This is a genomic window from Cyanobium sp. L1E-Cus, from assembly GCF_024345755.1.
Classification (GTDB): Bacteria; Cyanobacteriota; Cyanobacteriia; order PCC-6307; family Cyanobiaceae; genus Cyanobium_A; species Cyanobium_A usitatum.
This window is the reverse complement of record NZ_JAGQBS010000007.1, coordinates 113,356-137,906: the sequence shown is the minus strand read 5'-3', so window position 1 is coordinate 137,906 and position 24,551 is coordinate 113,356. Positions and strand designations below refer to the sequence as shown.

Annotated in this window: 25 protein-coding genes; 16 read left to right on the top strand and 9 right to left on the bottom strand. The window is 63.7% G+C overall.

What is annotated here, in order from left to right; genetic code table 11:
- Window positions 1-50: 50 nt before the first annotated feature.
- Both KBZ22_RS08630 and rpiA read left to right on the top strand, forming a co-directional pair.
- A complete protein-coding gene (locus KBZ22_RS08630; RefSeq protein ID WP_254969521.1) occupies window positions 51-1,226 on the top strand; it encodes a trypsin-like peptidase domain-containing protein in 1,176 nt (391 codons plus the stop codon).
- 36 nt (window positions 1,227-1,262) lie between these two features.
- Window positions 1,263-1,976, top strand: a complete 714-nt coding sequence (gene rpiA / locus KBZ22_RS08625) for a ribose-5-phosphate isomerase RpiA (protein WP_106502367.1) — start codon at window positions 1,263-1,265, stop codon at window positions 1,974-1,976.
- Window positions 1,977-1,979: 3 nt separating this feature from the next.
- On the opposite strand, the gene KBZ22_RS08620 is transcribed toward rpiA, so the two are convergent.
- Both KBZ22_RS08620 and hisD read right to left on the bottom strand, forming a co-directional pair.
- Window positions 1,980-2,441, bottom strand: a complete 462-nt coding sequence (locus KBZ22_RS08620) for a secondary thiamine-phosphate synthase enzyme YjbQ (RefSeq protein ID WP_255021698.1) — start codon at window positions 2,439-2,441, stop codon at window positions 1,980-1,982.
- A gap of 21 nt (window positions 2,442-2,462) precedes the next feature.
- On the bottom strand, window positions 2,463-3,779 hold the full coding sequence (gene hisD / locus KBZ22_RS08615) for a histidinol dehydrogenase (RefSeq protein WP_396111864.1): 1,317 nt from the start codon (window positions 3,777-3,779) through the stop codon (window positions 2,463-2,465).
- A gap of 120 nt (window positions 3,780-3,899) precedes the next feature.
- Between hisD and rpsT the strand changes: the two genes are divergently transcribed.
- The 7 genes from rpsT to rlmN all read left to right on the top strand — a co-directional run bounded on the left by rpsT (window position 3,900) and on the right by rlmN (window position 15,981).
- Window positions 3,900-4,208, top strand: a complete 309-nt coding sequence (gene rpsT / locus KBZ22_RS08610) for a 30S ribosomal protein S20 (RefSeq protein ID WP_254940944.1) — start codon at window positions 3,900-3,902, stop codon at window positions 4,206-4,208.
- Window positions 4,209-4,225: 17 nt separating this feature from the next.
- Window positions 4,226-5,047, top strand: coding sequence for a TatD family hydrolase (locus tag KBZ22_RS08605; protein ID WP_255021709.1), 822 nt, complete (start codon window positions 4,226-4,228; stop codon window positions 5,045-5,047).
- A gap of 212 nt (window positions 5,048-5,259) precedes the next feature.
- Window positions 5,260-8,550, top strand: a complete 3,291-nt coding sequence (rpoB, locus tag KBZ22_RS08600) for a DNA-directed RNA polymerase subunit beta (RefSeq protein ID WP_106502364.1) — start codon at window positions 5,260-5,262, stop codon at window positions 8,548-8,550.
- A gap of 83 nt (window positions 8,551-8,633) precedes the next feature.
- Window positions 8,634-10,538, top strand: coding sequence for a DNA-directed RNA polymerase subunit gamma (locus KBZ22_RS08595; protein WP_106502363.1), 1,905 nt, complete (start codon window positions 8,634-8,636; stop codon window positions 10,536-10,538).
- Window positions 10,539-10,608: 70 nt separating this feature from the next.
- Entirely contained in the window at window positions 10,609-14,724 is a 4,116-nt protein-coding gene (locus tag KBZ22_RS08590) for a DNA-directed RNA polymerase subunit beta' (protein WP_255021697.1), read from the top strand.
- Window positions 14,717-14,890, top strand: coding sequence for a chlorophyll a/b-binding protein (locus KBZ22_RS08585; RefSeq protein ID WP_254940948.1), 174 nt, complete (start codon window positions 14,717-14,719; stop codon window positions 14,888-14,890). Before KBZ22_RS08590 ends, KBZ22_RS08585 begins: the two co-directional genes overlap by 8 nt.
- A gap of 41 nt (window positions 14,891-14,931) precedes the next feature.
- On the top strand, window positions 14,932-15,981 hold the full coding sequence (gene rlmN, locus KBZ22_RS08580; RefSeq protein ID WP_254998409.1) for a 23S rRNA (adenine(2503)-C(2))-methyltransferase RlmN: 1,050 nt from the start codon (window positions 14,932-14,934) through the stop codon (window positions 15,979-15,981).
- A 12-nt stretch (window positions 15,982-15,993) separates the two neighbouring features.
- Here the strand turns inward: rlmN and KBZ22_RS08575 are convergent, their stop codons facing one another.
- Window positions 15,994-17,265, bottom strand: a complete 1,272-nt coding sequence (locus KBZ22_RS08575) for an AmpG family muropeptide MFS transporter (protein ID WP_396111861.1) — start codon at window positions 17,263-17,265, stop codon at window positions 15,994-15,996.
- A gap of 67 nt (window positions 17,266-17,332) precedes the next feature.
- Here KBZ22_RS08575 and KBZ22_RS08570 point away from each other — a divergent pair, with 67 nt between their 5' ends.
- The 5 genes from KBZ22_RS08570 (at window position 17,333) to KBZ22_RS08550 (ending at window position 19,392) form a co-directional block, all read left to right on the top strand.
- On the top strand, window positions 17,333-17,458 hold the full coding sequence (locus KBZ22_RS08570) for a hypothetical protein (RefSeq protein WP_254931229.1): 126 nt from the start codon (window positions 17,333-17,335) through the stop codon (window positions 17,456-17,458).
- 96 nt (window positions 17,459-17,554) lie between these two features.
- Window positions 17,555-18,310 (top strand): HEAT repeat domain-containing protein, encoded by a 756-nt coding sequence (locus KBZ22_RS08565; protein WP_254941030.1) that lies wholly within the window; start codon window positions 17,555-17,557, stop codon window positions 18,308-18,310.
- Between the two features lie 49 nt (window positions 18,311-18,359).
- The gene (locus tag KBZ22_RS08560) at window positions 18,360-18,563 is read left to right on the top strand and encodes a DUF2997 domain-containing protein (protein ID WP_255021695.1); all 204 of its coding nucleotides are present in this window, start codon (window positions 18,360-18,362) and stop codon (window positions 18,561-18,563) included.
- Between the two features lie 23 nt (window positions 18,564-18,586).
- A complete protein-coding gene (locus KBZ22_RS08555) occupies window positions 18,587-18,976 on the top strand; it encodes a DUF1257 domain-containing protein (protein WP_254998216.1) in 390 nt (129 codons plus the stop codon).
- Between the two features lie 20 nt (window positions 18,977-18,996).
- Window positions 18,997-19,392, top strand: a complete 396-nt coding sequence (locus KBZ22_RS08550) for a ferredoxin (protein ID WP_255021694.1) — start codon at window positions 18,997-18,999, stop codon at window positions 19,390-19,392.
- Here KBZ22_RS08550 and rsmG read toward each other — a convergent pair.
- Window positions 19,358-20,107, bottom strand: a complete 750-nt coding sequence (rsmG, locus tag KBZ22_RS08545) for a 16S rRNA (guanine(527)-N(7))-methyltransferase RsmG (RefSeq protein WP_254998220.1) — start codon at window positions 20,105-20,107, stop codon at window positions 19,358-19,360. The two genes, KBZ22_RS08550 and rsmG, sit on opposite strands and share 35 nt — an antisense overlap.
- Before the next feature lie 68 nt (window positions 20,108-20,175).
- Here rsmG and KBZ22_RS08540 point away from each other — a divergent pair, with 68 nt between their 5' ends.
- Together KBZ22_RS08540 and KBZ22_RS08535 are read left to right on the top strand one after the other, a co-directional pair.
- Window positions 20,176-20,637, top strand: coding sequence for a J domain-containing protein (locus KBZ22_RS08540; protein WP_255021693.1), 462 nt, complete (start codon window positions 20,176-20,178; stop codon window positions 20,635-20,637).
- Complete coding sequence (locus KBZ22_RS08535; RefSeq protein ID WP_106502354.1) at window positions 20,634-20,900, top strand: DUF3143 domain-containing protein; 267 nt, start codon at window positions 20,634-20,636, stop codon at window positions 20,898-20,900. The genes KBZ22_RS08540 and KBZ22_RS08535 overlap by 4 nt, the downstream gene beginning before the upstream one ends.
- Here the strand turns inward: KBZ22_RS08535 and KBZ22_RS08530 are convergent.
- The 5 genes from KBZ22_RS08530 to KBZ22_RS08510 all read right to left on the bottom strand — a co-directional run bounded on the left by KBZ22_RS08530 (window position 20,897) and on the right by KBZ22_RS08510 (window position 24,366).
- A complete protein-coding gene (locus tag KBZ22_RS08530; protein WP_254940957.1) occupies window positions 20,897-21,052 on the bottom strand; it encodes a hypothetical protein in 156 nt (51 codons plus the stop codon). The two genes, KBZ22_RS08535 and KBZ22_RS08530, sit on opposite strands and share 4 nt — an antisense overlap.
- Window positions 21,049-21,717, bottom strand: coding sequence for a dethiobiotin synthase (gene bioD, locus KBZ22_RS08525; protein WP_254940958.1), 669 nt, complete (start codon window positions 21,715-21,717; stop codon window positions 21,049-21,051). Before bioD ends, KBZ22_RS08530 begins: the two co-directional genes overlap by 4 nt.
- The gene (locus tag KBZ22_RS08520; protein ID WP_254998226.1) at window positions 21,714-22,451 is read right to left on the bottom strand and encodes a methyltransferase domain-containing protein; all 738 of its coding nucleotides are present in this window, start codon (window positions 22,449-22,451) and stop codon (window positions 21,714-21,716) included. Before KBZ22_RS08520 ends, bioD begins: the two co-directional genes overlap by 4 nt.
- An 83-nt stretch (window positions 22,452-22,534) precedes the next feature.
- Window positions 22,535-23,218 carry an alpha/beta fold hydrolase gene (locus KBZ22_RS08515; RefSeq protein ID WP_255021692.1) on the bottom strand — a complete coding sequence of 228 codons (684 nt, stop codon included), beginning with the start codon at window positions 23,216-23,218 and terminating at the stop codon, window positions 22,535-22,537.
- Window positions 23,209-24,366 carry an aminotransferase class I/II-fold pyridoxal phosphate-dependent enzyme gene (locus KBZ22_RS08510; RefSeq protein ID WP_396111872.1) on the bottom strand — a complete coding sequence of 386 codons (1,158 nt, stop codon included), beginning with the start codon at window positions 24,364-24,366 and terminating at the stop codon, window positions 23,209-23,211. Before KBZ22_RS08510 ends, KBZ22_RS08515 begins: the two co-directional genes overlap by 10 nt.
- Window positions 24,367-24,551: the final 185 nt, after the last annotated feature.

The window sequence follows — 24,551 nt, the reverse complement described above, 5'->3', positions numbered from 1 at the left end:
GCCCCTATCCCCATTCCCTGCCGCCTTGATGGCTCCCTAGCCTCATAGCCATGCGTCAAAAAACGTCGATGAAGTGGGTGTTGGGGGCGAGCTTGTCCCTAGTCAGGCTGGTTTGGACGGTCGGCCTCGGCTTAGTCCTGGGACTTGGATCTTTCAGCGCTGCTGCCCTAGCTCTGGACCCTGCGGTCGATCCCATTGCCCAGGCCATTCCCCACAGCTTTGTGGCCGAGGCAGCTCGGGCAGTGGCGCCAGCGGTGGTGCGGATCGACACCGAGCGCGAGGTGGCTCGCCAAGCCTTTGATCCCGCCCTGCTCGATCCTTTGCTGCGCGATCTATTCGGCGATCCCTCCGGCAGCATGCGAGAGCGGGGGCAGGGGTCTGGCGTCGTAATCGATGCAGCCAAGGGCCTGGTGCTCACTAACGCCCACGTGGTCGATCAGGTCGACAGCGTTGAGGTCACCTTGGCCGATGGGCGCCATGTGGACGGTGCGGTGGTGGGGGCCGATTCGGTGACCGATCTGGCCGTGGTCAAAATCTCCGGTCCGCGGGATTTGCGCTCCGCCCGCCTGGGCGACTCCGAGGCCCTGGAGGTAGGCGATTGGGCCATAGCCATGGGCAGCCCCTATGGGCTTGAGCGCACCGTGACCCTGGGCATCGTTTCGAGCCTGCACCGCAACATCAACAGCCTGGGCTTCTCCGATAAGCGTCTCGATCTGATCCAAACCGATGCGGCAATCAATCCAGGTAATTCAGGTGGTCCGCTGATCAACGCCAGTGGCGAGGTGATCGGTATCAATACCCTGGTGCGCTCTGGACCAGGCGCAGGGCTGGGATTTGCGATCCCTATCAATTTGGCCCGAGGCGTGGCCAGCCAGCTCAGCAGCGGCGGCCAGGTGGTTCACCCCTATCTGGGCTTGCAGCTGGTGCCGCTCACTGCCCGCCGCGCTCGAGACAACAATCGTGATCCCGAGGCTCTGCTGCAGCTGCCAGAGCGGGATGGTGCCTTAGTGCAACGGGTGCTGCCCGCTAGTCCGGCGGAAACGGCTGGCCTGCGCCGTGGTGACCTGGTGGTGGCTGTGGCAGACCAGCCCGTGCCCGATCCGGCGAGCCTGCTGGAGCGTGTTGAGCGCAGCAGCGTTGGCGAGCCCCTAGCGCTCACGGTGGTTCGGGGTCAGCGCGAACTCAGCCTGATGATCAAGCCGGCGGCCTTGCCCCACTCCGGTTGAGCACTGCTACGGTCGCGGCCGATTCAGGAATATTTGATGTCGGATCTGCAGGACCGGATGAAGCAGGCAGTGGCTGCTGCGGCCACTGAGCAGATCAAGAGCGGCATGGTGGTCGGCCTGGGTTCCGGCTCTACAGCAGCCCTAATGATTCAGGCCCTCGGCGCCAAGCTCAAAAGCGGTGAACTCAGCGATGTGGTGGGTGTCACCACCTCCTTCCAAGGCGAGGTGCTGGCAGCTGAGCTCGGCATTCCGCTCAAGAGCCTTAATGCAATTGAGCGCATCGATCTTGCAATTGATGGCGCAGATGAGGTGGATCCCGCTTTTCAATTGATCAAGGGCGGTGGTGCCTGCCACGTTCAGGAGAAATTGGTAGCAGTGCGGGCCGAGCGCTTTGTGGTGGTGGTGGATTCCACCAAGCTCGTCGACACCTTGAATCTCAGCTTTCTGTTGCCCGTAGAGGTCCTGCCTGGTGCCTGGCGTCAGGTGCAGGCCCAGCTAGCAGCGATGGGTGGCGATGCCCAGTTGCGCATGGCCGTAAAAAAGGCGGGCCCGGTGGTCACCGACCAGGGCAATCTCGTGTTGGATGTGAAATTCGCCGCAGGCATCAGCGATCCGGCGGAACTAGAGGCTGCGATCAACAACCTGCCGGGCGTGTTGGAGAACGGCCTATTCGTGAACATCACCGACCAGGTGCTGGTGGGTGAGATCGTGGACGGCGAGCCCCGGGTGCGTGATCTGGTCAAGCGCTGAGGCTCAGCCCCCAACCCCGCTCCCGTCTCCGCACAGCTGCAGCAGCACCTGGCGCTGACGGGGGCCATCCAATTCCACCAGCAGCACGGCCTGGTAGCGGCCCAGGCCCAAGCGGCCGTCCACGACCGGCAGGGTGAGGTGGTTGCCCAGCTTCAGGGCGATCAGGTGGGCATGGGCGTTGCGAGGTTCATCGGCGGGAATGCCCGGCCGCAGATGCAGGTCGTTGTGGGCGTAAGCCCGGTCGGGGGGCGTCAGGGCCAGGAAATGGCGCTCGATGTCGCCCAGCAACCGTTCCTCGGCCTCGTTCACTACCAGGGCGGTGGTGGTGTGCTGGCCGGCGGCCACCAGCAGACCATTGCGGATCCCGGTGGCATCCACGAAGGCTTGCAGGTCGGCGCTGATGTCGTCGCAGCTGATGTTGGCCGTGGTGGTGCGTTCCAGCCAGGTGGAGTGAAACGTCACCATGGCGAGGCAAACTCCCCCATCTCAGTTCAGCCTGCGCTTGACGGACTCGGCGTGACTGTGGAGCCCCTCGCTTTCGGCCAGGGTGATCACCGCTGACCCGGTGGCCTCCAGGGCCTCCCGGTTAAATCGGATCAGGCTGGTGTGGCGCATAAAGGTCTCCACGCCGAGGGCCCCGGCGAAGCGGGCCGTGCCCGCGGTGGGCAGGGTGTGGTTGGGGCCCGCTAGGTAGTCGCCGACGGCCTCGGGGGTGTAGGGACCCATAAAGATGGCGCCGGCGTGCTGGATTTGTTCGGCCAGGATTTCGGGGTCTTCCACCAGCAGCTCCAGATGTTCGGGGGCGAAGCAGTCGCTGAGTTGGGCGGCGCGGCCAAGGCTGTCGCAGAGCACGATCAGCCCCCAGTCGTTGAGGGCGGTGCGGGTGATTTCAGCCCTGGGGTGGTTTTCAAGCTGGGCCTCCAGGGCTGCTGGCATGGCGGCGGCCAGCTCCGGGCTGGTGGTCAGCAGGATGGCGGCGGCCAGGGGGTCGTGCTCGGCCTGGGCCAGCAGGTCGGCGGCTACTTGGTCTGCCCTGGCGCTGTGGTCGGCGATCACCAGCACCTCACTGGGGCCTGCCAGCGAATCGATTGCCACCCGTCCGTAGACCGCTTTTTTGGCCAGGGTCACGTAAAGGTTGCCAGGGCCGCTGATCACGTCGACCCGGGGAATGGTGGCGGTACCGAAGGCAAGGGCGCCGATCGCCTGGGCGCCCCCAACCCGATACACCTCCTCGACCCCGGCCAGGTGGGCGGCCGCCAGCACGGTTTCATGGGGCTCGCCGCCGGGGCCTGGGGGTGTCACCATCACGAGCCGCTGCACCCCTGCTACCCGTGCCGGCACCGCATTCATCAGCACGGTGCTGGGGTACGAAGCCCGTCCCCCAGGCACGTAGAGGCCGGCCCGCTGCACCGGCCGCCAGCGCCGGCCCAACAGTTCGCCATGGGGACCGGTGACGGCCAGGTCGGTCGGCAGTTGATGCTGGTGGAAAGCGAGGATTCGCTGGTGCGCCAGGCGCAGTGCGTCCTTCAGGGACTCCGGTGTGGCTTGCCAGGCGTCAGCCAGCCGCTGTGGCGGAATCCGCAGGGGATCGGGGCGCACGCCATCAAAGCGTTCGGTGAGCTCCATCAAGGCGGCATCGCCTTCCGCTTGCACCCTGGAGAGGATCTCCTCGACCCGAACCATCTCTTCGCGCAGGCGCCCGCCACTGGTGCGTTCAGCGATGGTTCCCAGTCGATCAGCGGCGGCGTTTGAACCGTCATCGCGCAGGCAGCTGATCGATAGGGCAACAGGCGTTGCGACCACGGAAAGGTTCAGGGTTACAAGATTGTCAAGTTAGGCCGGCACAGCTCTTGAAGGCGGTGATGGTCCTTAGGAGGGCCTGGCGGTAGGATCTACCTTCTCTGATCCAGCGTCCGTCCGCCTGTGGCCAATAACACCTCATCGAAGAAGCGCATTGAGGTTGCTGAGCGCAACCGTCTTCGCAACCGCACCTACAAGTCGGCCCTGCGCACCTTGATGAAGCGCTGCTTCACCGCTTGCAGCGCCTACTCCCAGACCCCTGGTGAAGACGCCAAGACAGCTGTTCAAACCACCATGAACGCTGCTTTCAGCAAGATTGATAAGGCTGTGAAGGTGGGTGTGCTTCACCGCAACACCGGAGCCAACCAGAAGTCGCGCATCAGTGCTGCTGTGAAGCAGGTGACCGCGCCGGCCGCAGCCTCCCAAGCCTGAACCAGGTCCCGTCCGTGATTGCCTCGCCAGCATCGACCGAATCGGGTTTGCCCGTTTTGGTAGACAGCCACTGCCACATCGTTTTTCGCAATTTCGACGACGATCTGGAGGAAGTGGCCCAGCGCTGGCGCGATGCTGGAGTTCGTTCCCTGGTCCATGCCTGCGTTGAGCCTGGGGAAATTCCAGCGATTCGCGCCTTGGCAGATCGTTTTGAAGAGTTGCGTTATTCCGTAGGGGTCCATCCGCTCGATACCGAGCATTGGCAGCCCGACACGCCAGAGATTTTGCGTCAAGCCGCCCAGGCTGATAGCCGGGTTGTGGCGATCGGAGAACTCGGCCTGGATCTGTTCCGTGAGCAGAATCTGGCTGCCCAACTGGCCATGCTCGAGCCCCAGCTTGATTTGGCAGTGGAGCTAGACCTGCCTGTGATCGTCCATTGCCGCGACGCTGCCGAGCCGATGTTGACCTTGCTGAGGCAACGGGCCTCCCTAGGTGGCTGCCCTCGCGGGGTGATGCATTGCTGGGGCGGAGATCCTGGAGAGATGGCTGGTTTCTTAGAGCTCGGTTTCTTCATCAGCTTTAGCGGCACGGTGACTTTTCCCAAGGCGGAAGCCACCCATGCCTGCGCCCGCCACGTGCCTGCCGATCGCTACCTAGTGGAAACCGATTGCCCCTTCTTGGCGCCGGTGCCCCGCCGCGGCAAGCGCAATGAACCGGCTTTTGTGGCGGCGGTGGCAGCCCGGGTCGCCGATTTGCGTGGGCAAACCCTCACAGAAGTGGCTAATGCCAGCAGTTCCAACGCGGCAAGGCTGTTCGGACTGCCACTTCACAATGTATGATGTTTTATTGGTCTGGAAGCGGAAGCGCTGCTTGTTGTCGACGTCTGCATTCTTGAAGCGATCCCGTTGAGCATGCCCCCGCGGGCGGCCGTTCCCTACGAGGGGAGCGGCTGTTCGTGTGGGCGGTTGCGGAGCATTCAAGTCAGCGGTGATCGGCATCAGGTGCGTTCCACTGCCCAGTCCTTATCCACCCGTTCCTGCAGGTTCACCGCATGAGCAGCGCGATCCAGGTCGCCAAGACCGCCACTTACCTCCCCGATTTGGTGGAGGTGCAGCGCGCGAGCTTCAAATGGTTCCTGGAGAAGGGCCTGATCGAAGAGCTCGAGAGCTTTTCGCCGATTACTGACTACACCGGCAAGCTTGAGCTGCACTTCATCGGTAGCGAGTACCGCCTGAAGCGCCCGCGTCACGATGTTGAAGAAGCAAAGCGTCGTGACGCGACCTTTGCATCCCAGATGTATGTCACCTGTCGCCTGGTTAATAAGGAGACAGGGGAGATCAAGGAGCAAGAGGTTTTCATTGGCGAGCTGCCCTTGATGACCGAGCGAGGCACCTTCATCATCAACGGTGCCGAGCGGGTGATCGTCAACCAGATTGTGCGTTCACCTGGCGTCTATTTCAAGGACGAGCAGGATAAAAACGGCCGTAAAACCTTCAATGCCAGCCTGATCCCCAACCGGGGTGCCTGGTTGAAGTTTGAAACTGATAAAAACGACCTGCTGCACGTTCGTGTCGACAAGACTCGCAAGATCAACGCCCACGTGTTAATGCGTGCTATCGGCCTGTCTGACAACGACGTGCTCGATAAACTTCGCCATCCCGAGTATTACCAGAAGTCGATCGAGTCGGCCAACGACGAGGGCATTTCTTCCGAAGATCAAGCTCTCCTTGAGCTCTACAAAAAGCTTCGTCCAGGTGAGCCTCCCTCTGTCAGCGGTGGCCAGACCCTGCTGCACAGCCGCTTCTTCGATGCCAAGCGCTACGACCTAGGTCGCGTCGGTCGTTACAAGATCAATAAAAAGCTGCGCCTCACCATCCCCGATGCGGTGCGCACCCTCACCCCTGAGGACGTGCTCAGCACCATCGACTACTTGATCAATCTCGAGCTCGATGTGGGCGGCGCCAGCCTCGATGACATCGACCACCTCGGCAATCGCCGGGTGCGCTCAGTGGGAGAGCTGCTGCAAAACCAGGTGCGGGTCGGTCTCAACCGACTCGAGCGCATCATCAAAGAGCGCATGACGGTCGGTGAAACCGAATCGCTTACCCCTGCCCAGCTGGTCAACCCCAAGCCCCTTGTGGCGGCGATCAAGGAGTTCTTTGGCTCCAGCCAGCTGAGTCAGTTCATGGATCAGACCAACCCGCTGGCGGAGCTAACCCACAAGCGCCGGATCAGCGCCCTGGGCCCAGGCGGTTTGACCCGCGAACGGGCCGGCTTTGCGGTTCGCGACATCCACCCGTCCCACTACGGGCGCATCTGCCCGATCGAGACACCGGAAGGACCAAATGCAGGCTTGATTGGCTCTTTGGCTACCCACGCCCGAGTCAATGAGTACGGCTTCATCGAGACGCCGTTCTGGAGGGTGGAAGAGGGCATCGTCCATAAGAGCGGTGATCCCATCTACATTTCTGCTGATATCGAGGATGAGTGCCGCGTAGCCCCTGGCGACGTGCCCACCAATTCCGATGGCTACATCACCGCAGATCTGGTGCCCGTGCGCTATCGCCAGGACTTTGAGAAGGTGCCCCCTGAGCAGGTCGATTACGTCCAGCTTTCGCCGGTGCAGGTGATCTCGGTAGCTACTTCCTTGATCCCCTTCCTGGAGCATGACGACGCCAACCGGGCCCTAATGGGATCGAACATGCAGCGCCAGGCCGTGCCCCTGCTGCGGCCAGAGCGTCCCTTGGTGGGTACCGGTCTGGAAACCCAGGTGGCCCGCGACTCCGGCATGGTGCCGATCACCCGGGTCAATGGCACGGTCACCTTTGTCGATGCCACAGCCATCGTGATTCGCGATGAGCAGGGCACCGACCATGTGCACCACCTACAGAAGTACCAGCGCTCCAACCAGGACACCTGCCTCAACCAGCGTCCAATCGTTCGCCAGGGCGATCCGGTGATTGCCGGTCAAGTGCTGGCCGATGGTTCTGCCTGCGAGGGCGGCGAGATCGCCCTGGGGCAAAACGTGCTGATCGCCTACATGCCCTGGGAGGGCTACAACTATGAGGACGCGATCCTGCTGAGCGATCGTCTCGTGCATGACGATCTATACACCTCGGTTCACATCGAGAAGTACGAGATCGAAGCCCGTCAGACCAAGCTTGGGCCTGAGGAGATCACGCGCGAGATCCCTAATGTGGCCGAGGAGAGCCTGGGCCACCTCGACGAGATGGGAATTATCCGCATCGGCGCCTACGTCGAGAGCGGCGATATCCTGGTGGGCAAGGTGACCCCCAAGGGTGAATCCGACCAACCCCCAGAGGAGAAGCTGCTGCGCGCGATCTTCGGCGAGAAGGCCCGCGACGTGCGTGACAACTCCTTGCGAGTGCCTGGCACTGAAAGGGGTCGGGTTGTGGACGTGCGCATCTACACCCGCGAGCAGGGCGACGAACTGCCGCCCGGCGCCAACATGGTTGTGCGGGTCTATGTGGCCCAGCGCCGCAAGATTCAGGTTGGCGACAAGATGGCCGGCCGCCACGGCAACAAAGGCATCATCAGCCGGATCCTGCCGCAGCAGGACATGCCCTACCTGCCCGATGGCACCCCCATCGATATCGTGCTCAACCCCCTGGGGGTACCGAGCCGCATGAATGTGGGCCAGGTGTTCGAGTGCCTGATGGGTTGGGCTTCTTCCCACCTCGACTGCCGGGTCAAGGTGGTGCCATTTGACGAGATGCATGGCGCTGAAAAGTCGAAACAGACCGTGCAGGCTTACCTCGAGGAAGCCGCCAAATTGCCCGGCAAGGAATGGGTCTACAACCCCGATAACCCAGGCAAGATTCAGTTGATCGACGGCCGCAGCGGTGAGCCTTTTGACCAGCCCGTGACTGTTGGGTACGCCCACATCCTCAAGCTGGTTCACCTGGTGGACGACAAGATCCACGCCCGCTCCACCGGCCCCTACTCCCTGGTTACCCAGCAGCCCCTGGGCGGCAAGGCCCAGCAGGGCGGCCAGCGTCTCGGTGAGATGGAGGTCTGGGCTCTTGAGGCCTATGGCGCCGCTTACACCCTGCAGGAACTGCTCACCGTCAAGTCCGATGACATGCAGGGTCGCAACGAGGCCCTCAACGCCATCGTTAAAGGCAAGCCGATTCCCCGTCCTGGCACGCCGGAGTCGTTCAAGGTGCTGATGCGCGAGCTTCAGTCGCTGGGTCTAGACATCGCCGTCTATACCGACGCCGGCGAAGAAGTGGATCTGATGCAGGACGTCAACCCCCGCCGCAGTACCCCCAGCCGCCCCACCTACGAATCCCTCGGCGTCGCGGACTATGACGACGACTGATCGCTGATTGATCGCGGATCGCTCCTCCAGAGGGTGAAGCCGTGCCTCCCATTCCTTTCTCGAGCTCCGCGAGCTGCAAGCCGATGTCCAACAGCAACCTCCGCACCGAAAACCACTTCGACTACGTCAAGATCACCTTGGCGTCGCCGGAGCGGATCATGCAGTGGGGGCAGCGCACGCTGCCCAACGGTCAAGTGGTGGGTGAGGTAACCAAGCCCGAAACCATCAACTACCGCACGCTGAAGCCCGAGATGGACGGGCTCTTCTGCGAGAAGATCTTTGGCCCGTCCAAGGACTGGGAGTGCCACTGCGGCAAGTACAAAAGGGTGCGTCACCGCGGCATCGTCTGCGAGCGCTGTGGTGTGGAGGTGACGGAGAGCCGGGTGCGCCGTCACCGCATGGGTTTCATCAAGCTGGCTGCCCCCGTATCCCACGTTTGGTATCTCAAGGGCATTCCCAGCTATGTAGCGATCCTGCTCGACATGCCCCTGCGGGATGTGGAGCAGATTGTTTACTTCAACTGCTACGTGGTGCTCGATCCGGGCGACCACAAGGACCTCACCTACAAGCAACTTCTTACGGAAGATGAGTGGCTGGAGATTGAGGACCAGATCTATGCCGAGGATTCGGATATTGAGAATGAGCCCGTAGTGGGCATTGGCGCCGAGGCCTTGAAGCAACTGCTGGAAGATCTTGAACTCAACGAGACCGCCGAGCAGCTGCGTGGGGACATTGCCGCCAGCAAGGGGCAAAAGCGCGCCAAGCTGATCAAGCGCCTGCGCGTGATAGACAACTTCATCGCCACTGGTGCCCGTCCCGACTGGATGGTGCTCGATGTGATCCCGGTGATTCCGCCCGACCTGCGCCCGATGGTGCAGCTCGATGGCGGCCGCTTCGCCACCTCAGACCTCAACGATCTCTACCGTCGCGTCATCAACCGGAACAACCGGTTGGCCCGTTTGCAGGAGATCCTGGCTCCTGAAATCATCGTTCGTAACGAGAAGCGGATGCTGCAGGAGGCGGTAGACGCCTTAATCGACAACGGCCGCCGTGGTCGCACCGTGGTGGGGGCCAACAACCGAGCTCTGAAGTCGCTGAGCGACATCATCGAGGGCAAGCAGGGCCGCTTCCGTCAAAACCTGCTTGGTAAGCGGGTCGACTACTCCGGTCGTTCCGTGATCGTGGTGGGTCCGAAGCTGAAGATGCACCAGTGCGGCCTGCCTAAGGAGATGGCGATCGAGTTGTTCCAGCCGTTCGTGATTCATCGCCTGATCCGCCAGAACATCGTCAACAACATCAAGGCCGCTAAGAAGTTGATTCAGCGCGCCGACGATGAAGTTATGCAGGTGCTTCAGGAGGTGATCGAAGGTCACCCGATCCTGCTGAACCGAGCTCCTACCCTGCACCGTCTTGGCATCCAGGCCTTTGAGCCGAAACTGGTTGATGGTCGCGCCATCCAGTTGCACCCCCTGGTGTGTCCGGCCTTCAACGCCGACTTTGACGGTGACCAGATGGCCGTGCACGTGCCGCTGGCGATCGAAGCTCAAACTGAGGCCCGCATGTTGATGCTTGCGAGCAACAACATCCTTTCGCCCGCCACTGGCGAGCCGATCATCACCCCGTCCCAGGACATGGTTCTTGGCGCTTATTACCTCACGGCCGAAAAGCCTGGAGCCATCAAGCCTGAATTTGGCGACCGGGCCAAGACCTTCGCCAACCTCGACGATGTGATCGATGCGTATGAGGAGAAGCACCTTCACCTCCACGATTGGATCTGGGTGCGTTTCAGCGGCGAGGTGGAGAACGACGACGAGGACAAGCAGCCCCAAAAAGAAGAAACCCTCAGCGATGGCACTCGCATCGAGCAGTGGCTGTTCCGCCGCGATCGCTTTGATGAAGATGGCGCTCTTATCAGCCGCTACCTGCTCACCACCGTGGGACGCGTCGTGATCAACCACACGATCATCGACGCCGTGGCTGCGACCTGACGGCCGTTCCGGATTCAAGGTTCCGGGTTTCCGTTTTCCTTCCTCTTACGTCTATCAACCGCGCGCAGCCATGACAGCCACACCCGCTAAGAAAACCACCAAGAAGAGCGCCAAGAAGGCCGCCGAGGCAGCCGCTCTCGAAATTGCTGCTGCTGCAGCATTAAAGGCGAGCAAGGCGCTTAGCAAGCAGGCGCCACCCTTCCGCAACCGCATCATCGACAAGAAGGCGCTGCGCAATCTGGTCGCTTGGGCCTACAAGCACCACGGCACGGCTGCTACGGCCTCACTGGCTGATGAGCTCAAGGATCTCGGCTTCCACTACGCCACCCAGGCCGCCGTTTCGATCTCCGTCGACGACCTGCGCATTCCTGGTGACAAAGCTGCCCTGCTGGCTGAAGCCGAGGAGCAGATCACTGAAACCGAAGAGCGCTACCGACTTGGTGAGATCACCGAGGTTGAACGTCACACCAAGGTGATCGACACCTGGACCGAAACCAACGAACGGCTCGTGGCTGCGGTTCGCCGCAACTTCAACGAGAACGATCCACTCAACTCGGTTTGGATGATGGCCAACTCCGGCGCCCGGGGCAATATGTCCCAGGTGCGCCAGCTAGTGGGCATGCGCGGCTTGATGGCCAACCCCCAGGGGGAAATCATTGACTTGCCGATTCGCACCAACTTCCGTGAGGGTCTGACGGTCACCGAATACGTGATCTCCTCCTACGGCGCCCGCAAGGGTTTGGTGGACACCGCCCTGCGTACAGCAGACTCCGGCTACCTCACCCGTCGCTTGGTAGACGTAGCCCAGGACGTGATCGTGCGGGAAGACGACTGCGGTACAACCCGCAGCATTCCTATCGATGCTGATGAGAAAGGCAGGTTTGGTTCCAGGTTGATCGGCCGCTTAGCAGCCGAGCCCGTGGTGGCAGAGGACGGCGAAATCATTGTTGATCGCGACGGTGAGATCGATCCGATCCTGGCGCGCCGGATCGAGGCAGGTGGTGTGAAAACGGTGAAGGTGCGTTCGCCGCTTACCTGCGAGGCCTCCCGCTCGGTGTGCCGTAAGTGCTACGGCTGGGCCCTAGCCCACAACCAGCTGGTTGATCTGGGCGAAGCCGTCGGCATCGTCGCTGCCCAGTCGATCGGTGAACCCGGCACCCAGCTGACGATGCGGACCTTCCACACCGGTGGTGTGTCCACGGCCGAATCCGGCGTGGTGCGCTCATTGGTAGATGGCACGGTCGAATTCGGGCCCAAGGCTCGGGTGCGCCCCTTCCGCACCCCCCACGGTGTGGAGGCCCAGCTAGCCGAAACAGACTTCACCCTCAGCGTTAAGCCCACGGGTAAGGGCAAGCTGCAAAAGCTCGATATTATTAGCGGCTCGATCCTGTTTGTCGCTGATGGCGACACTGTGCCCGGAGATACGATCCTGGCCCAGATCGCTGCTGGCGTGACGGTTAAAAAGAGTATTGAGAAGGCCACCAAGGACGTGATTTGCGACCTGGCCGGTCAGGTTCGTTACGAGGATGCGATCCAGCCCAAGGAGGTCACCGACCGCCAGGGCAACATCACCCTCAAGGCCCAGCGCCTGGGCCGGATGTGGGTGTTCAGCGGAGACGTTTACAACCTGCCCCCCAATGCCCTGCCCGTGGTGGGCGGCAACAAGCCCGTCACCACCGGGGAAGTGCTGGCCGAAAGCCGCTTGGTGAGCGAGTACGGCGGCGCCGTGCGCCTGCGCGACAGCGCCGGTGACTCCCGCGAGGTACAAATTGTTACCTCCAGTCTCACCCTCAAAGACTGCAAGTTGGTTGGTGAATCCACCCACTCCGGCGAGATCTGGCACCTCGAGGGCAAGGACAACATCCGCTACCGCCTCAATACCGCCCCGGGCAGCAAGATCGCTAACGGTGAGGTGATCGCGGAGCTCGCCGACGACCGCTTCCGCACCCAGACCGGAGGCACCGTCAAGTTTGCCCCTGGCCTTTCGATCAAGAAAGCCCGTAGCGCCAAGAACGGCTACGAGGTGAGCAAGGGCGGAACCCTGCTGTGGATCCCCCAGGAAACCCACGAGATCAACAAGGATATTTCCCTGTTGATGATTGAGGACGGCCAGTGGATTGAGGCCGGCACCGAGGTAGTGAAGGACATCTTCAGCCAGACCGCAGGCATCGTCACGGTGACCCAGAAGAACGACATTCTTCGGGAAATCATTGTGCGCTCAGGCACTCTGCACCTGGTTTCCGATAGCAAAACCATCAGCAAATTTGCTGACGGCAAGATGGTTACCCCTGGCGAGGAGATCGCCAAGGGTCTTAAGGCAGAGGCGATTCTGTTTGTTGAGTCAGTTGAAACCCCCGACGGTGGGGCCCTGCTGCTGCGTCCCGTTGAGGAGTACGCCATCCCGGATGCTGCCCACCTGCCCGAATTGGGCGCGGTTAAGCAGTCTGGCGGCCCCTCTTTGAATCTCAAGGCCACCCAACGCCTGGCCTTTAAGGACGGCGAGCTGATCAAGAGCGTTGATGGAGTGGAGCTGCTGCGCACCCAGCTGATCCTGGAAACCATCGACACCACTCCCCAGATGACGGTGGATGTGGAAGCGGTGTCTGATAAGCGGGCTAAGACGATCGAGCGACTGCAGCTCACGATTTTGGAAACCCTGCTTGTGCGTCGCGACACCCTCTCCGATGCCAGCCACGGCTCCACCCACACCGATCTCCAGGTGGAAGACGGCATTGCTGTGAAGCGCGGCGATGTGGTGGCCACCACCCAAATCCTCTGCAAGGAGGATGGAGTGGTTCAGCTGCCTGATCTGGTCGATGGCGAGCCGATTCGCCGTTTGATCGTGGAGCGTGATGGCGACACTCGCAACATCGAGCTTGGTTCGGCCAAGTGTGAGGTTGGGGTTGACCAGCGCATCGTCGATGGGGACCGGCTGGCGGAAGGGGTCGAAGCCCCTTGCTGTGGTCAGGTGGAGGCCATCAACGGCAGCACCCTCACGATTCGCCTCGGTCGCCCCTACATGGTTTCGCCCGACTCCGTGCTGCACGTTCGCGACGGTGAGTTGGTGCAGCGCGGTGACGCCCTAGCACTGCTGGTGTTCGAACGTCAAAAGACAGGCGACATCGTGCAGGGTCTGCCCCGTATCGAGGAGCTGCTGGAGGCCCGCCGTCCGCGGGAATCCACAATTCTCTGCCGCAAGAGTGGCACCGTGCAGATCAAGCAGGGTGATGACGATGACTCCATAACCGTCTCGGTTATCGAGCACGACGATGCCATCACCGAGTACCCAATCCTGTTGGGTCGCAACGTGATGGTGAGTGATAGCCAGCAGGTGCACGCCGGTGAATCGCTCACCGACGGCCCGATCAATCCCCACGAGTTGCTGGAGTGCTTCTTCGAAGATCTGCGCAGCCGCAAGCCCACCATGGACGCGGCCCAGGAGGCGATCTCCAAGTTGCAGTTCCGGATGGTCACGGAGGTGCAGAACGTCTACAAGAGCCAGGGAGTTGCTATTAGCGACAAGCACATCGAAGTGATCGTGCGCCAGATGACCAGCAAGGTGCGCATCGAGGATGCCGGGGACACCACCCTGCTGCCCGGTGAGCTAATCGAGCTGCGTCAAGTGGAGCAGGTCAATAGCGCCATGGCAATCACCGGTGGCGCACCCGCCGAGTTCACACCGGTGCTGCTTGGTATCACCAAGGCTTCGCTCAACACCGACAGCTTCATCTCGGCTGCCTCCTTCCAGGAGACCACCCGGGTGCTGACTGAGGCGGCGATTGAAGGCAAGAGCGACTGGCTGCGCGGTCTCAAGGAGAACGTGATCATCGGCCGCCTGATCCCTGCTGGTACTGGCTTCAGCGGCTTCGAAGAGGAGCTGCGGGCAGAGGCGGGCCCCCATCCCGACATCCTCGAAGAGGAGGCCATGGGCTATCGCCGTATGCAGAACCTGCGTCCCGATTACACAGTCGAGATGCCTGCCCCGGCGGCGTCGATGGCCGTGCTGGATGATCCCTCCGATGAGGATCTTGAGGCAACTCGCAGCCGTCATGGCATCGAAGCCAGCGCCAGCGGCACTGCAGCATTTACCAGGCCATCCGTTGAGGAGGGTCTGGAGGAGGAGCTGATCGCTGATCCCGCTGCCCTCGAGGGCCTACAGGAAGAGGGTCTGCTCACCGATGAGTGATTCCGTCCGCACCAGCCTTAATACGCCGGTTCCCCAGCGCCGGTTGCCCCGCTTTGGCTTCCACACCCACACCGAGCTGCTCAATGGCCGCATGGCCATGCTCGGTTTTATTGCCCTGCTGGTGGCGGAGTGGAAGCTGGGCCACGGCTTGCTGATCTGGCCTTGAGCACATCGCCCGCTGCGCCGCTAGCCACTCCCCTGCTGGGGATGGGTTTGCCGGCCCTGGAGCAGTGGGCTGTTGGCCATGGTCAAGCCGCCTTCCGCGGCCGTCAGCTCCACGATTGGCTTTACGCCAAGGGAGCCCGCAGCCTCGATCAGGTAACGGTGCTGCCAAAGGCTTTCCGGGACCAGCTGGCCGGCCAGCCCCCCAGTGGTGCCTCCGACTGGATCGGTCGCTCGCGGGAGCTGCACCGCAGCGTCGCCCGCGATGGCACCACAAAACTATTGCTGGGTACTCACGACGGCCTCAGCCTCGAGACCGTGGGCATCCCCGCCGAAGGCAGGCTCACGGTGTGTGTGAGCAGCCAGGTGGGCTGCCCGATGGCCTGTCGCTTTTGCGCCACCGGTAAAGGGGGGCTGCAGCGCTCCCTGGCGGTGCACGAGATCGTTGATCAGGTGCTGAGCGTGCGTGAGGTGATGGACCAGCGCCCCAGCCACGTGGTGTTTATGGGTATGGGTGAGCCCCTGCTTAACAGCGAGGCGGTACTGGCAGCGATCGATTGCCTCTGCACCGATCTCGGTATGGCCCAGCGCCAGATCACCGTGAGCACCGTGGGGGTGCCCAAAAGCCTGCCCACCTTGGCGGAGCAGGCCCTAGAGCGGCTGGGCAGGGCCCAGTTCACCTTGGCGGTGAGCCTGCATGCCCCTGACCAGCAGTTGCGGGAGGAGCTGATCCCCACGGCCCATGCCTATCCCCTGGAGGCGTTGCTGGCCGATTGCCGTCACTACGTTGAGCTCACCGGCCGGCGGGTGAGTTTTGAATACATCCTGCTGGGCGGGCTAAACGACCAGCCCCGCCATGCGGAGGCCCTTTCGCGGCTCCTGCGTGGCTTCCAGAGTCATGTGAATCTGATCGCTTACAACCCAATTGCCGAGGAGGAATTCCAGCGTCCGGCGCCTGGCGCAGTGGAAGCGTTTCGACAGGCCCTGATCGATCGCCACGTGGCTGTCAGTGTGCGGGCTAGCCGCGGCCTCGATGCCGATGCAGCTTGCGGCCAACTGCGTCGCCGGCTCGAGGGCAGCCTGGAGCCGGCGTGAGCTGGAGCTTGATCAGGTGGCGTCGCGGCTGGGATCGAAGGCGCCGCGTGCTTCCTGTTCCCCCCAGGGGGTGAGCTGCAGCATCAGCAGAAAAGCGGGTATAGCGGCAGCGGCCGTAGCCAGGAAAAACACGGGCCAGCCCACGTTGCCCGCCACCACGCCGGCCGGGGCCGACAGCAGCGAGCGGCTCAGTGCGTAGATGCCGGAAAGTAGGGCGTACTGGGTGGCCGAAAAGCGCGGGTTGCAGAGGCTCATCAGCAGCGCCACAAACACCGCGCCCACCATGCCTCCGCTCAGGTTCTCCAGGCTCACGGCGGCGATAAGCCCGCCGAAGCCCCAATTGAACTGGGCCAAGGCCCAATAGGTGAGGTTGCCGCAAACGCCGGCGATTGCGAACAGCCACAGGGAGCGGTTCATGCCGATCCGGGCAAACAGCACGCCGCCAATCACGGTGCCGGCCATGGTGGCGGCAATCGCCCAGCCCCCCTGCACCAAGCCGATCTGGGCATCGCTGAACCCCTGCAATTTCAGGAAGGGGATGGCCATGGCGTTCAGCAGGCCATCGGGCCAGCGGTAGAGCAGCACCAGCAGCAGCAACTGCCAGGCCCGGTTTGGTCCAGCCCGGAACAGGAACTCCCGCGTTGGACCAAGCACCGCCTGCCGCAGGCTCGTGACCGGGTGTTGCACCGGTTGCAGGGCCGGGGCCCAGATGGTGAAGGGCACTACGGCCGCCAGCAGAGCTGCGGCGGCAAGGAAGGCGGCCGGCCAGCCAAAGCAATCAGCCAGCAGGAATCCACCGGCACCCACCGCCAGCATGGCGGCCCGGTAGCCGAGGGTGGCTCCGGCAGCACCTGGCCCCCGCTCCGCCTCGGGCAGGAGGTCGGTGCGATATGCGTCGACAGCGATGTCCTGGGTGGCACTGCAGACGGCCAGCACCAGGGCCGCGATGCCGATGGCGGTGAGGCTGGCTGGATTAGTGCTGGGTTGCAGCAGGGCCATCGCCGCAATCAGTGGCACCAGGATTAGCTGCATCAGCAGCAGCCAGCCGCGGCGGCGATCGGGCCAGGCGATCGGCCAGCGGTCTAAAAGTGGCGCCCAGAAAAGCTTGAGGGTGTAAGGCAGCTCAGCTAGCGGGATCAGGCCGATGAGGGCAAGAGGAACTCCGCTAGCGGTGAGCCAGCCCTGCAGCAACTTGCTGCCCACCATCAGCGGGGTGCCGCTGGCTACTCCCTCGGCGGTCACAGCTGTTAGACGCCGCCATCTGCCGGAACTCTTATCTGCCATCACATAGGCGTTGTTCGGCGAACCCTAGGGGCGATGATGGAAGCCAGCACTCGCAAACGCCTCGGCTGTGCAATTTTTTCGCTCCACCCTGCTGCCGGCCGCGATTGTGGTGTTGTTTGGTCTGGCCCTGTTTGCCGTGAGCGCCCGCATCTGGTTGCCAGGTGACATGGCGGCCCCCGCCCCGATTGGCTGATTCAACGTTGTGAGCGTTTCTCCCCAGTCCGATCAGCCGTCCGGTGGGGAGAGTCCCTTCGGTGGCAGTCCCCAGGAGCTGTACCTCGACCCCGAGATGCTGGCTCAGGAGCTGGCAGAAGAGCTGCGCGGTGATCCGCTCGACGATCTTGATAGCAGTGATCCAACGGCCAGTGATGTGGCGGCCGAGTGCGATCTGGGCTTGGCGTTGTTGCGGGGCGATGCAGGGGCAGACAGTCACGGGCAGTGCATGCAGGGGTTGCGCATTTTTTGTGAACACCGTGATCCCCGGGCCCTGCCCCTGTTGCTGCCGCTGCTGACGGAGAGCTGCCCGATCCTGCGGATGAGCGCGGTCTACGCCTTGGGCCGCAACCCCAGCCCCCAGGCGGTTGAGCCCCTGCTGGGCCTGCTGGTCTCAGATGACAACGGCTACGTGCGCAAGGCCGTGGCCTGGAGCCTGGGCAACTACCCCGATGCTCCCATCCTTAATCCCCTAATCCGCTCCCTGCAGGTGGATATCTCCGCGGTGCGTCTCTGGGCTGCCAGCTCCCTGGCTGAGGCGGGCTGCACCGGGCCGGCAAAGGCCGATCCAGCTGCGGCCCAGCTGTTGCTCAGCATGCGCATCGACAGTGAGCCGGCGGTGCGCAGCAACAGCGCCTGGGCTCTCGGTCGCCTCTTCGGCGAGTTGGTGGAGCCCCGGCAGCAGCTGGTGGTTGAGTCCCTTTTGCACGCCATGCTCAACGATTTCGAATCGGGTGTGCGCGATGAGGCCCGGCTGGCCCTTGAGCAGCTCGAGCAGCCGGAGGTGTTGGAGCGTCTGCAGACCCTGGTGGAGGAGGGGTTGCTCAGCTGAACGGGAGCTGGATTTCCTGGTTAACATCTTCAAACCTTTCCAGCGTGGGATGGAACAGCTCACCATCCGTTATCGAATCCACCCCGATGGGCGCGTCGATGAGCTGGTGGAAGGGCTGAATGGCATGGCGTGCGAGCAGCTCACTGAGCGCATTGAGGCCAGGCTTGGAGTTGTGCAGCAGCGCCGGTCAACGGCTGAGGCATTTCTCTGCGAGCAAAAGGCGCAGCAAAGCCAGGTCCAGTCCCTCTCCTGAACCGATTACCTCTTCCTAGATCGATGTCGCACTTCAGCACCATCAAGACCGAGCTCCGTGATCGCCAGTCCTTGCTCGAGGCTCTCGAGGATCTGGGCCATGGCCCAAGGCAGGGAAGTTTGATGGTGCGCGGTTATCGCGGCCAAACCGTGGAGGCCCAGCTGGCTGTGGCCCAGGCCAATGGCGCTGACATCGGTTTTCGCCTCAATCCCGAGACCGGTAGCTATGAGCTCGTGACCGATCTCGACCTCTGGAATCAGGCCGTGCCGGTGGAACGCTTCTTAGCCCAGCTCAATCAGCGATATGCCCTGCGCAGCATCCTGGCCGCCACGGCTGAGGAGGGTTTCCAGGTGAGCGAGCAAGCCCAGCAGCAAGACGGCTCCATTGAATTGGTGGTTACCCGTTGGGCCTAGATCCGGGAGCTCACCCCGGCATGGTTGATCCCTCCCTGGCATTCACCGCTACCGCCCTTTCCCCTGAGTCACGGCGTAGTGGTCACGAACCACTGCTGGGTGGAGCTTTGGGTCAGAAGGCCGTATGGGTTGACGAGGCTGTCTGCATTGGCTGCCGCTACTGCGCCCACGTGGCCGTCAACACCTTTGCGGTTGAGCCCCACTGGGGCCGCTCCCGGGCGATTCGCCAGGACGGCGACTCCACCGAGCTGATACAGGAGGCGATCGATACCTGTCCCGTTGATTGCATCCATTGGGTTGCTTATGAGCAGTTGCCCGAGTTGCAGCAGCAGCTAGAAGGCCAGGAAATTCTTCCCCTTGGTGTGCCTTCGCCGGTGCGGCTCAAGCGCACGTTGCCGCGCCCAGGGGCTGCTTAGCCGGCAGCCCCACGGCCCTGGGATAGGTGCGCGGGCAGGGGGCCAGCGGTTTAACCACCAGGGCGTGGCGGCTACCCCGGCCACTAGGTAATTCCCTGGCCAGGCACTGGTCGATGCCAGCCTTCAGGGGGATCAGGGCGGCGTTGAGGTCCCGTTGGTCATCGGCTGACCACTGGCCGCGATAAAGCAGGGCTCGCCCCTGGGGTTGCAGCAGCGGCACCAGGTATTCGGCCACCACCGGCGCGCTGGCCACGGCCCGGGCCAGAGCCCAGTCGAACTGGCCCCGACAGGCCTGCTGCTGGCCGGTGCGCTCGATCCTTTCGCAGCGCAGCTGCACTCGCTCCCCAAGCCCTAGCGCTGCGGCCATGGCCTGCACCGCCTCCACCTTGCGCCCCACCGAATCCACCAGGGTCAACCGGGCCTGGGGAAAGGCGATCGCTAGCGCTAGGCCGGGGAAGCCACCGCCTGTGCCCACATCGATCAGCCGCAGCGGTGCCTGGGCTGCCCCCGATTGCAGCAGGGGCACCAGGGGCCAGAGGCTGTCAAACACCTGGGCTATCCAGAAGTCGTCGTCCTCCACCAGCCGGGTCAAGTTGAGCTTGCTATTCCATTGGCGCAGCTGCTCCTGCAGGTCGCCCAGCGACTGTTCTTGGGCTGGGCTGGGCTGCCAGCCGAGCTCCTGCCAGAGGGCATTGCCGGTGAGGGTGCGAGCCATCCAGCTTGGCGACGGGTTTCTGATCTCTAGGATCCCGCAGACCGGATCGTTTTCCCGGTGCCCTGCCCTTGGCCAGCTCCCCACCCAGTTATTACACGTTGCTCCAGGTGCAGCAGAGCGCCTCGCCCCAGGAGCTACGCCAAGCGTTCCGGGGGCTGAGCAAGCGCTACCACCCAGATACCACCGTGCTGCCGGCTGGGGAGGCTGCATTGGCTTTCCAGCAGCTGCAGCAGGCCTATGGGGTGCTGAGCGACCCTGCCCTGCGCCAGCGCTACGACGACCAGCTGCGCCCGCCTTCGGTGCCCATCAGCCCTGTTGCACCGCCCCCGACCATCATTACTCGGCCTGCTTCGGTGCGGCGTGATCTTTCTGGTGGCGAGTGGCTGGCGCTGCTGCTGCTGGGTTTTGCCCTGGTGTTGAGCTTGGTTCTGGGTGTGGGAGTCGCCTGGATGCGCGGCGCCCAATTGGTGCAATTGCCTAGCTGGTGGCCTGAGGGCGCCCCCACCAACGTGACAGGGTTGGTTTCATGACCGAGATGCCCAGTTCCCAGACACCGCTGTACCACCACCCCCTGCCGGCTTTGGAGCACTGGCTGGAGCAGTTGGGTGCCAAGCGGCAGCGCGCCAATCCCTGCCTCTGGGACCTGCACCGCCCCGAATGGAGCGCCCAGATTGAGCTGGAGGTGGACGAGCTCAAAGTGAGCTGGCACAGCGACGGCCAGGTGTGCGTGCGTCACTTTCCCTATGGGTTGTCGCGTGCCGATGCCGAGGCGGTGATCCTGGCGGGGCCTTAACGGCAGATGCGGCTCTGGCGATCATCTGCGCTGGAGAGCGGCCCGCAGTTGACCCAGCGAACCAGGGAGGTTTCCACGTCGGTGAACAGCACCAACACGCCGCCGCAAAGCAGTACTAGGGCGCCACTTACCAACCAGTGCTGCTTGCTCATCTGTGGGGGTTGGGGGCTGCGCCCATGGCTGCCGTCAGGGTACGGCCCAGGTCTTGCGCCTGCCATTGGGCAGCCAGCCCGGAGGCGGTGAGCGGTTCTAAAGGTGGCAGCTGGGCTAGCACCGGCGCTTGGGCCAAGGCGGCCAGGGTGGTGGGATTGTCGGGATGGAGCGGGCCATTAAGCACCAGTCCCAGCAGGGGAATGGAGCGCTGGCGCAGGGCCTCCACCGACAGCAGGGTGTGGTTGAGGGTGCCCAGGCCGCTGCGGGCCACCAGCAGCACCGGCAGCCCCCAGGTGGCTAGCTGATCGATTTGCAGCCAGTCGCGGCGCAGGGGCACCAGCAACCCACCGGCGGTCTCAACTACCAATGCTCCGGCCACTGCCGGCAGGGCCAGCCGGGCCGGGTCGATCGTGATGCCCTCTAGTTCGGCGGCCCAGTGGGGTGACACCGGCGTCTGCAGCCGGTAGGCCTCCGGTAGCAACCGCTCCGCTGGCAGCTGCAGCAGGGCCTGCAGGCGGCCCGAGTCGCCGCCGCCTTCCAGTCCGCTTTGTACCGGTTTCCAGTAGGTGGCCCCGAGCCCCTGGACCACAAGGGAGCTCACCACGGTTTTGCCCACGTCGGTGTCGGTGCCGCAGATCACCAGGGCGTTGCTGCAGCTGCTCATGGGCCGGGTCGCTGACCAACTAGCACTAATACTTCCCAGCTGACGCAGCCATCTGCTGGCCAGCAGTGCAGCAGCCGGCGCAACTGGGCCGCACTGAGGCGGTTGGCTCGGCTAGCGCTGGCCCCGAGGCCCTGTAGCTGCTGCAGAAAGCCGAGGCCGCTGCCGTAGGCGCGGCTGAAGCGCAGCCGGCGGCTGTAGTGAGCCATCAGGCCGCCCCTGCTGGCGGCGGCCAGCAGGGCTTCGGCGTCGGGCAGGCTCAGAGCTGTGCAGGGCACCCCTGCAGCCGCGGCGGCCTGGTGCCACTGGGGAAAACTGGCGCTTGTCGGCACTGCCAGGCCGAGCCAGCCCCCTGGCCGCAACTGCTCGCACCAGTGCTGTACTTGGGCTGGGGGATTCTCCAGCCACTGCACCGCGAAGCTGGAGGTGAGCAGGGAGGCCTGGCCCAGTTGCTCCGGCAGCCCCAAGTTGAGGTCCCAGCTGAGCTGGCCGCCGGCAGTGGTTTGGGGGTTATGGGCCAGCAGTTCGGGGCAGATATCAAGCTGCAGGAAGGCTTCCTGGCATCCCTGAGCCCGCAGCGCCTGGCCCACCAGCCCTGAGCCGGCGCCCAGATCGGCCCGGGGGCCGGCGGCAAGGGGAAGGGGCGCGCACAGGTGGGCCAGGCGCCAGGCCACCCCCTGCTGCAGGCGGGCATGGCGGGCATATCCGGCGGCGTGGCGGCCGAAGCGGCTGCTCACTCGCGAGCTGAATACTGAGTCTTGTAAAAGCGTGTCATTTAAAAGTGTGTCACTTAAAAACGTGTCGCGTACTGGATTTGCGTTCATGCCAGGCCCTCGATCCAGCCACACACGGTGGGTACGAGGGCCGGGCTGAGCAGGCAATGCCCCACGCCCGCCAGCACCAGGTTGTCGGCGGCAGGTAGGAGGTTGCGCAGCTGGTGGCGGGATTGCGGACTCACGATCTGATCCTCGCCGCCCTCCACTATCAGCACCCGAGCCTGGAGCGGGAAGCCAGGCGGTAGCCCCGCCGTGGCCGCCAACAGGTTTAGATCTTCCGCCAGCCGCTGGCGGCCGGAGGCAGCAATAGGGGCGGCGGCGATGCCAGGGGGCAACAGGCTGGGGGGCTGGGGGGCTGCGGCGCGTTCCATGAAGGTTTGCAGCATGGTGCTGGCTTCGGGGCCGGCCAGCTGGCTTGCCATGGCCGCCACGGCGCTGCGCAGCCGGCGGCCGCTGGCCCCCCCTGGCAGGAATGCTCCGAAGCTGGCGAGCAGCACCACCGCATCGGCCTGGGCCAGCACGGAGGCGGGCAGCAGATGGGGGCCCAGCGAGTGGGCGATCACCAGCTTCAGCCCCTGGCCGCTCTGCCAGGCCACCGGCTTGGGAACTTGCCTGCCGTAGCCCCGTTCGCCGCACTGCCACGTCCAGCCGCGGGCGCTCCAGGCGCTGTGGAATGGTTCCCATCCCTGGGCATCGCCGGCCCATCCGTGCATGGCGATCAGCTGCATGCAGGACTCCCCAGAGCTGTGAGCAATCGCTCCAATGTGCCCGCCGGTAGGTCGTGGCGCAGCACCACCCGCAGTCGCGCCGTGCCTTCAGGCACGGTGGGGGGGCGGATGGCGACGCTCAATAGGCCGGCTGCTTCTAAGCGTTGTTGCAGCTCGAGAGCCCGGTGATCATCGCCCACCAGCAGCGGCAGGATCGGCCCGGTGCCTGGCGGCCGCGGCCAGCCGGCCGCTTCCAGACAGGCGCGCCAACGGGCGGCTCGCTGCAGCAGGGCCTCGCTGCGGGGTTCGGCCTGAATCAGGGACAGGGCGGCCAGGGCGCCGGCGGCCAATGGTGGGGCTAGTGCCGTGGTGTAGCGGAAGGCGCCGCTGGATTGCAGCAGCCATTCCCCCACCAGGGCATCGCCGGCCAGAAAGGCCCCGCCGCCACCAAAAGCCTTGCCGAAGGTGCCGCTGATCAGTGCGATTTCGGGCTGGTTGTGGCCCAACCCCCGTCCGCCGGGGCCGAGCACTCCCAGGGCATGGGCCTCATCGAGCAGCAGGGCGGCGCCGTGTTCGGCGCAGAGGGCCGTTAGGACCGCCACATCCACACTGGTGCCCTGCATCGAGAAGAGGCTCTCGCTCAGTACCAGCAGCCGCTGTCCGGGAGCGCGCCGGCGGGCTGCTTGCAGCTGGGAGTCGAGCTGGGCCAGGTCGTTGTGGGCGAAGCGCTGCAGCCGGGCACCGCTGGCGCGCACCCCGGTGAGCAGGGAGTGGTGGATCAGTCGGTCGGCCAGCACCAGGCTGTGGCGATCAGCTAGGGCCCCTACCGCCGCCAGGTTTGCCTGAAAGCCGCTGGGAAATAGCAGCACCTGCTCGCGCCCCAGCCAGGCCGCCAGCGCTGCCTCCAGCTCGCCATGCACCGGCCGACTGCCACTCACCAGCCGCGAGGCTCCGGCCCCTAGTCCCTGGCTGGCCGCGGCGGCCTGGGCGGCTGACACCACCTCGGGGTGACGGCTCAGACCTAGGTAGTCGTTGCTGGCTAGATCCAGCAGGGGGGCACTCCTGCTACGGGGAGTTGCCAGATCAAGGGTGGCGGCGGTTGCGGCGGGGGCAAAGCTGCGCAGGCCGCGGCGGCGCTGGGGGGGAATGGCTGCAAGTTGACGCCGCAATTCATCCCGCCAGCTGGCGGCTCTTTCCCCTGAGGGGGGAGAGGTGGTGCCGGGTTGTGTCAACGACCGGACAGTGCTGCGCAAACGCTAAATCCGAGCTTGTGCCACGGCCTGTTGCTACTAGAGCTGGCCTGAGGCGGAACAGGCTCCTCCCTCATAGGATGGCTTCATGATCCAGCTCAAAC

What these genes read in the sequence shown, in the direction of transcription:
- KBZ22_RS08630 (WP_254969521.1), top strand. Translation starts at nt 51, where the DNA reads ATGCGTCAAAAAACGTCGATGAAGTGGGTGTTGGGGGCGAGCTTGTCC.
- rpiA (WP_106502367.1), top strand. Translation starts at nt 1,263, where the DNA reads ATGTCGGATCTGCAGGACCGGATGAAGCAGGCAGTGGCTGCTGCGGCC.
- KBZ22_RS08620 (WP_255021698.1), bottom strand. Translation starts at nt 2,441, where the DNA reads ATGGTGACGTTTCACTCCACCTGGCTGGAACGCACCACCACGGCCAAC.
- rpoB (WP_106502364.1), top strand. Translation starts at nt 5,260, where the DNA reads ATGAGCAGCGCGATCCAGGTCGCCAAGACCGCCACTTACCTCCCCGAT.
- KBZ22_RS08595 (WP_106502363.1), top strand. Translation starts at nt 8,634, where the DNA reads ATGTCCAACAGCAACCTCCGCACCGAAAACCACTTCGACTACGTCAAG.
- KBZ22_RS08590 (WP_255021697.1), top strand. Translation starts at nt 10,609, where the DNA reads ATGACAGCCACACCCGCTAAGAAAACCACCAAGAAGAGCGCCAAGAAG.
- KBZ22_RS08585 (WP_254940948.1), top strand. Translation starts at nt 14,717, where the DNA reads ATGAGTGATTCCGTCCGCACCAGCCTTAATACGCCGGTTCCCCAGCGC.
- rlmN (WP_254998409.1), top strand. Translation starts at nt 14,932, where the DNA reads ATGGGTTTGCCGGCCCTGGAGCAGTGGGCTGTTGGCCATGGTCAAGCC.
- KBZ22_RS08575 (WP_396111861.1), bottom strand. Translation starts at nt 17,265, where the DNA reads ATGGCAGATAAGAGTTCCGGCAGATGGCGGCGTCTAACAGCTGTGACC.
- KBZ22_RS08565 (WP_254941030.1), top strand. Translation starts at nt 17,555, where the DNA reads ATGCTGGCTCAGGAGCTGGCAGAAGAGCTGCGCGGTGATCCGCTCGAC.
- KBZ22_RS08560 (WP_255021695.1), top strand. Translation starts at nt 18,360, where the DNA reads ATGGAACAGCTCACCATCCGTTATCGAATCCACCCCGATGGGCGCGTC.
- KBZ22_RS08555 (WP_254998216.1), top strand. Translation starts at nt 18,587, where the DNA reads ATGTCGCACTTCAGCACCATCAAGACCGAGCTCCGTGATCGCCAGTCC.
- KBZ22_RS08550 (WP_255021694.1), top strand. Translation starts at nt 18,997, where the DNA reads ATGGTTGATCCCTCCCTGGCATTCACCGCTACCGCCCTTTCCCCTGAG.
- rsmG (WP_254998220.1), bottom strand. Translation starts at nt 20,107, where the DNA reads ATGGCTCGCACCCTCACCGGCAATGCCCTCTGGCAGGAGCTCGGCTGG.
- KBZ22_RS08535 (WP_106502354.1), top strand. Translation starts at nt 20,634, where the DNA reads ATGACCGAGATGCCCAGTTCCCAGACACCGCTGTACCACCACCCCCTG.
- KBZ22_RS08530 (WP_254940957.1), bottom strand. Translation starts at nt 21,052, where the DNA reads ATGAGCAAGCAGCACTGGTTGGTAAGTGGCGCCCTAGTACTGCTTTGC.
- bioD (WP_254940958.1), bottom strand. Translation starts at nt 21,717, where the DNA reads ATGAGCAGCTGCAGCAACGCCCTGGTGATCTGCGGCACCGACACCGAC.
- KBZ22_RS08515 (WP_255021692.1), bottom strand. Translation starts at nt 23,218, where the DNA reads ATGCAGCTGATCGCCATGCACGGATGGGCCGGCGATGCCCAGGGATGG.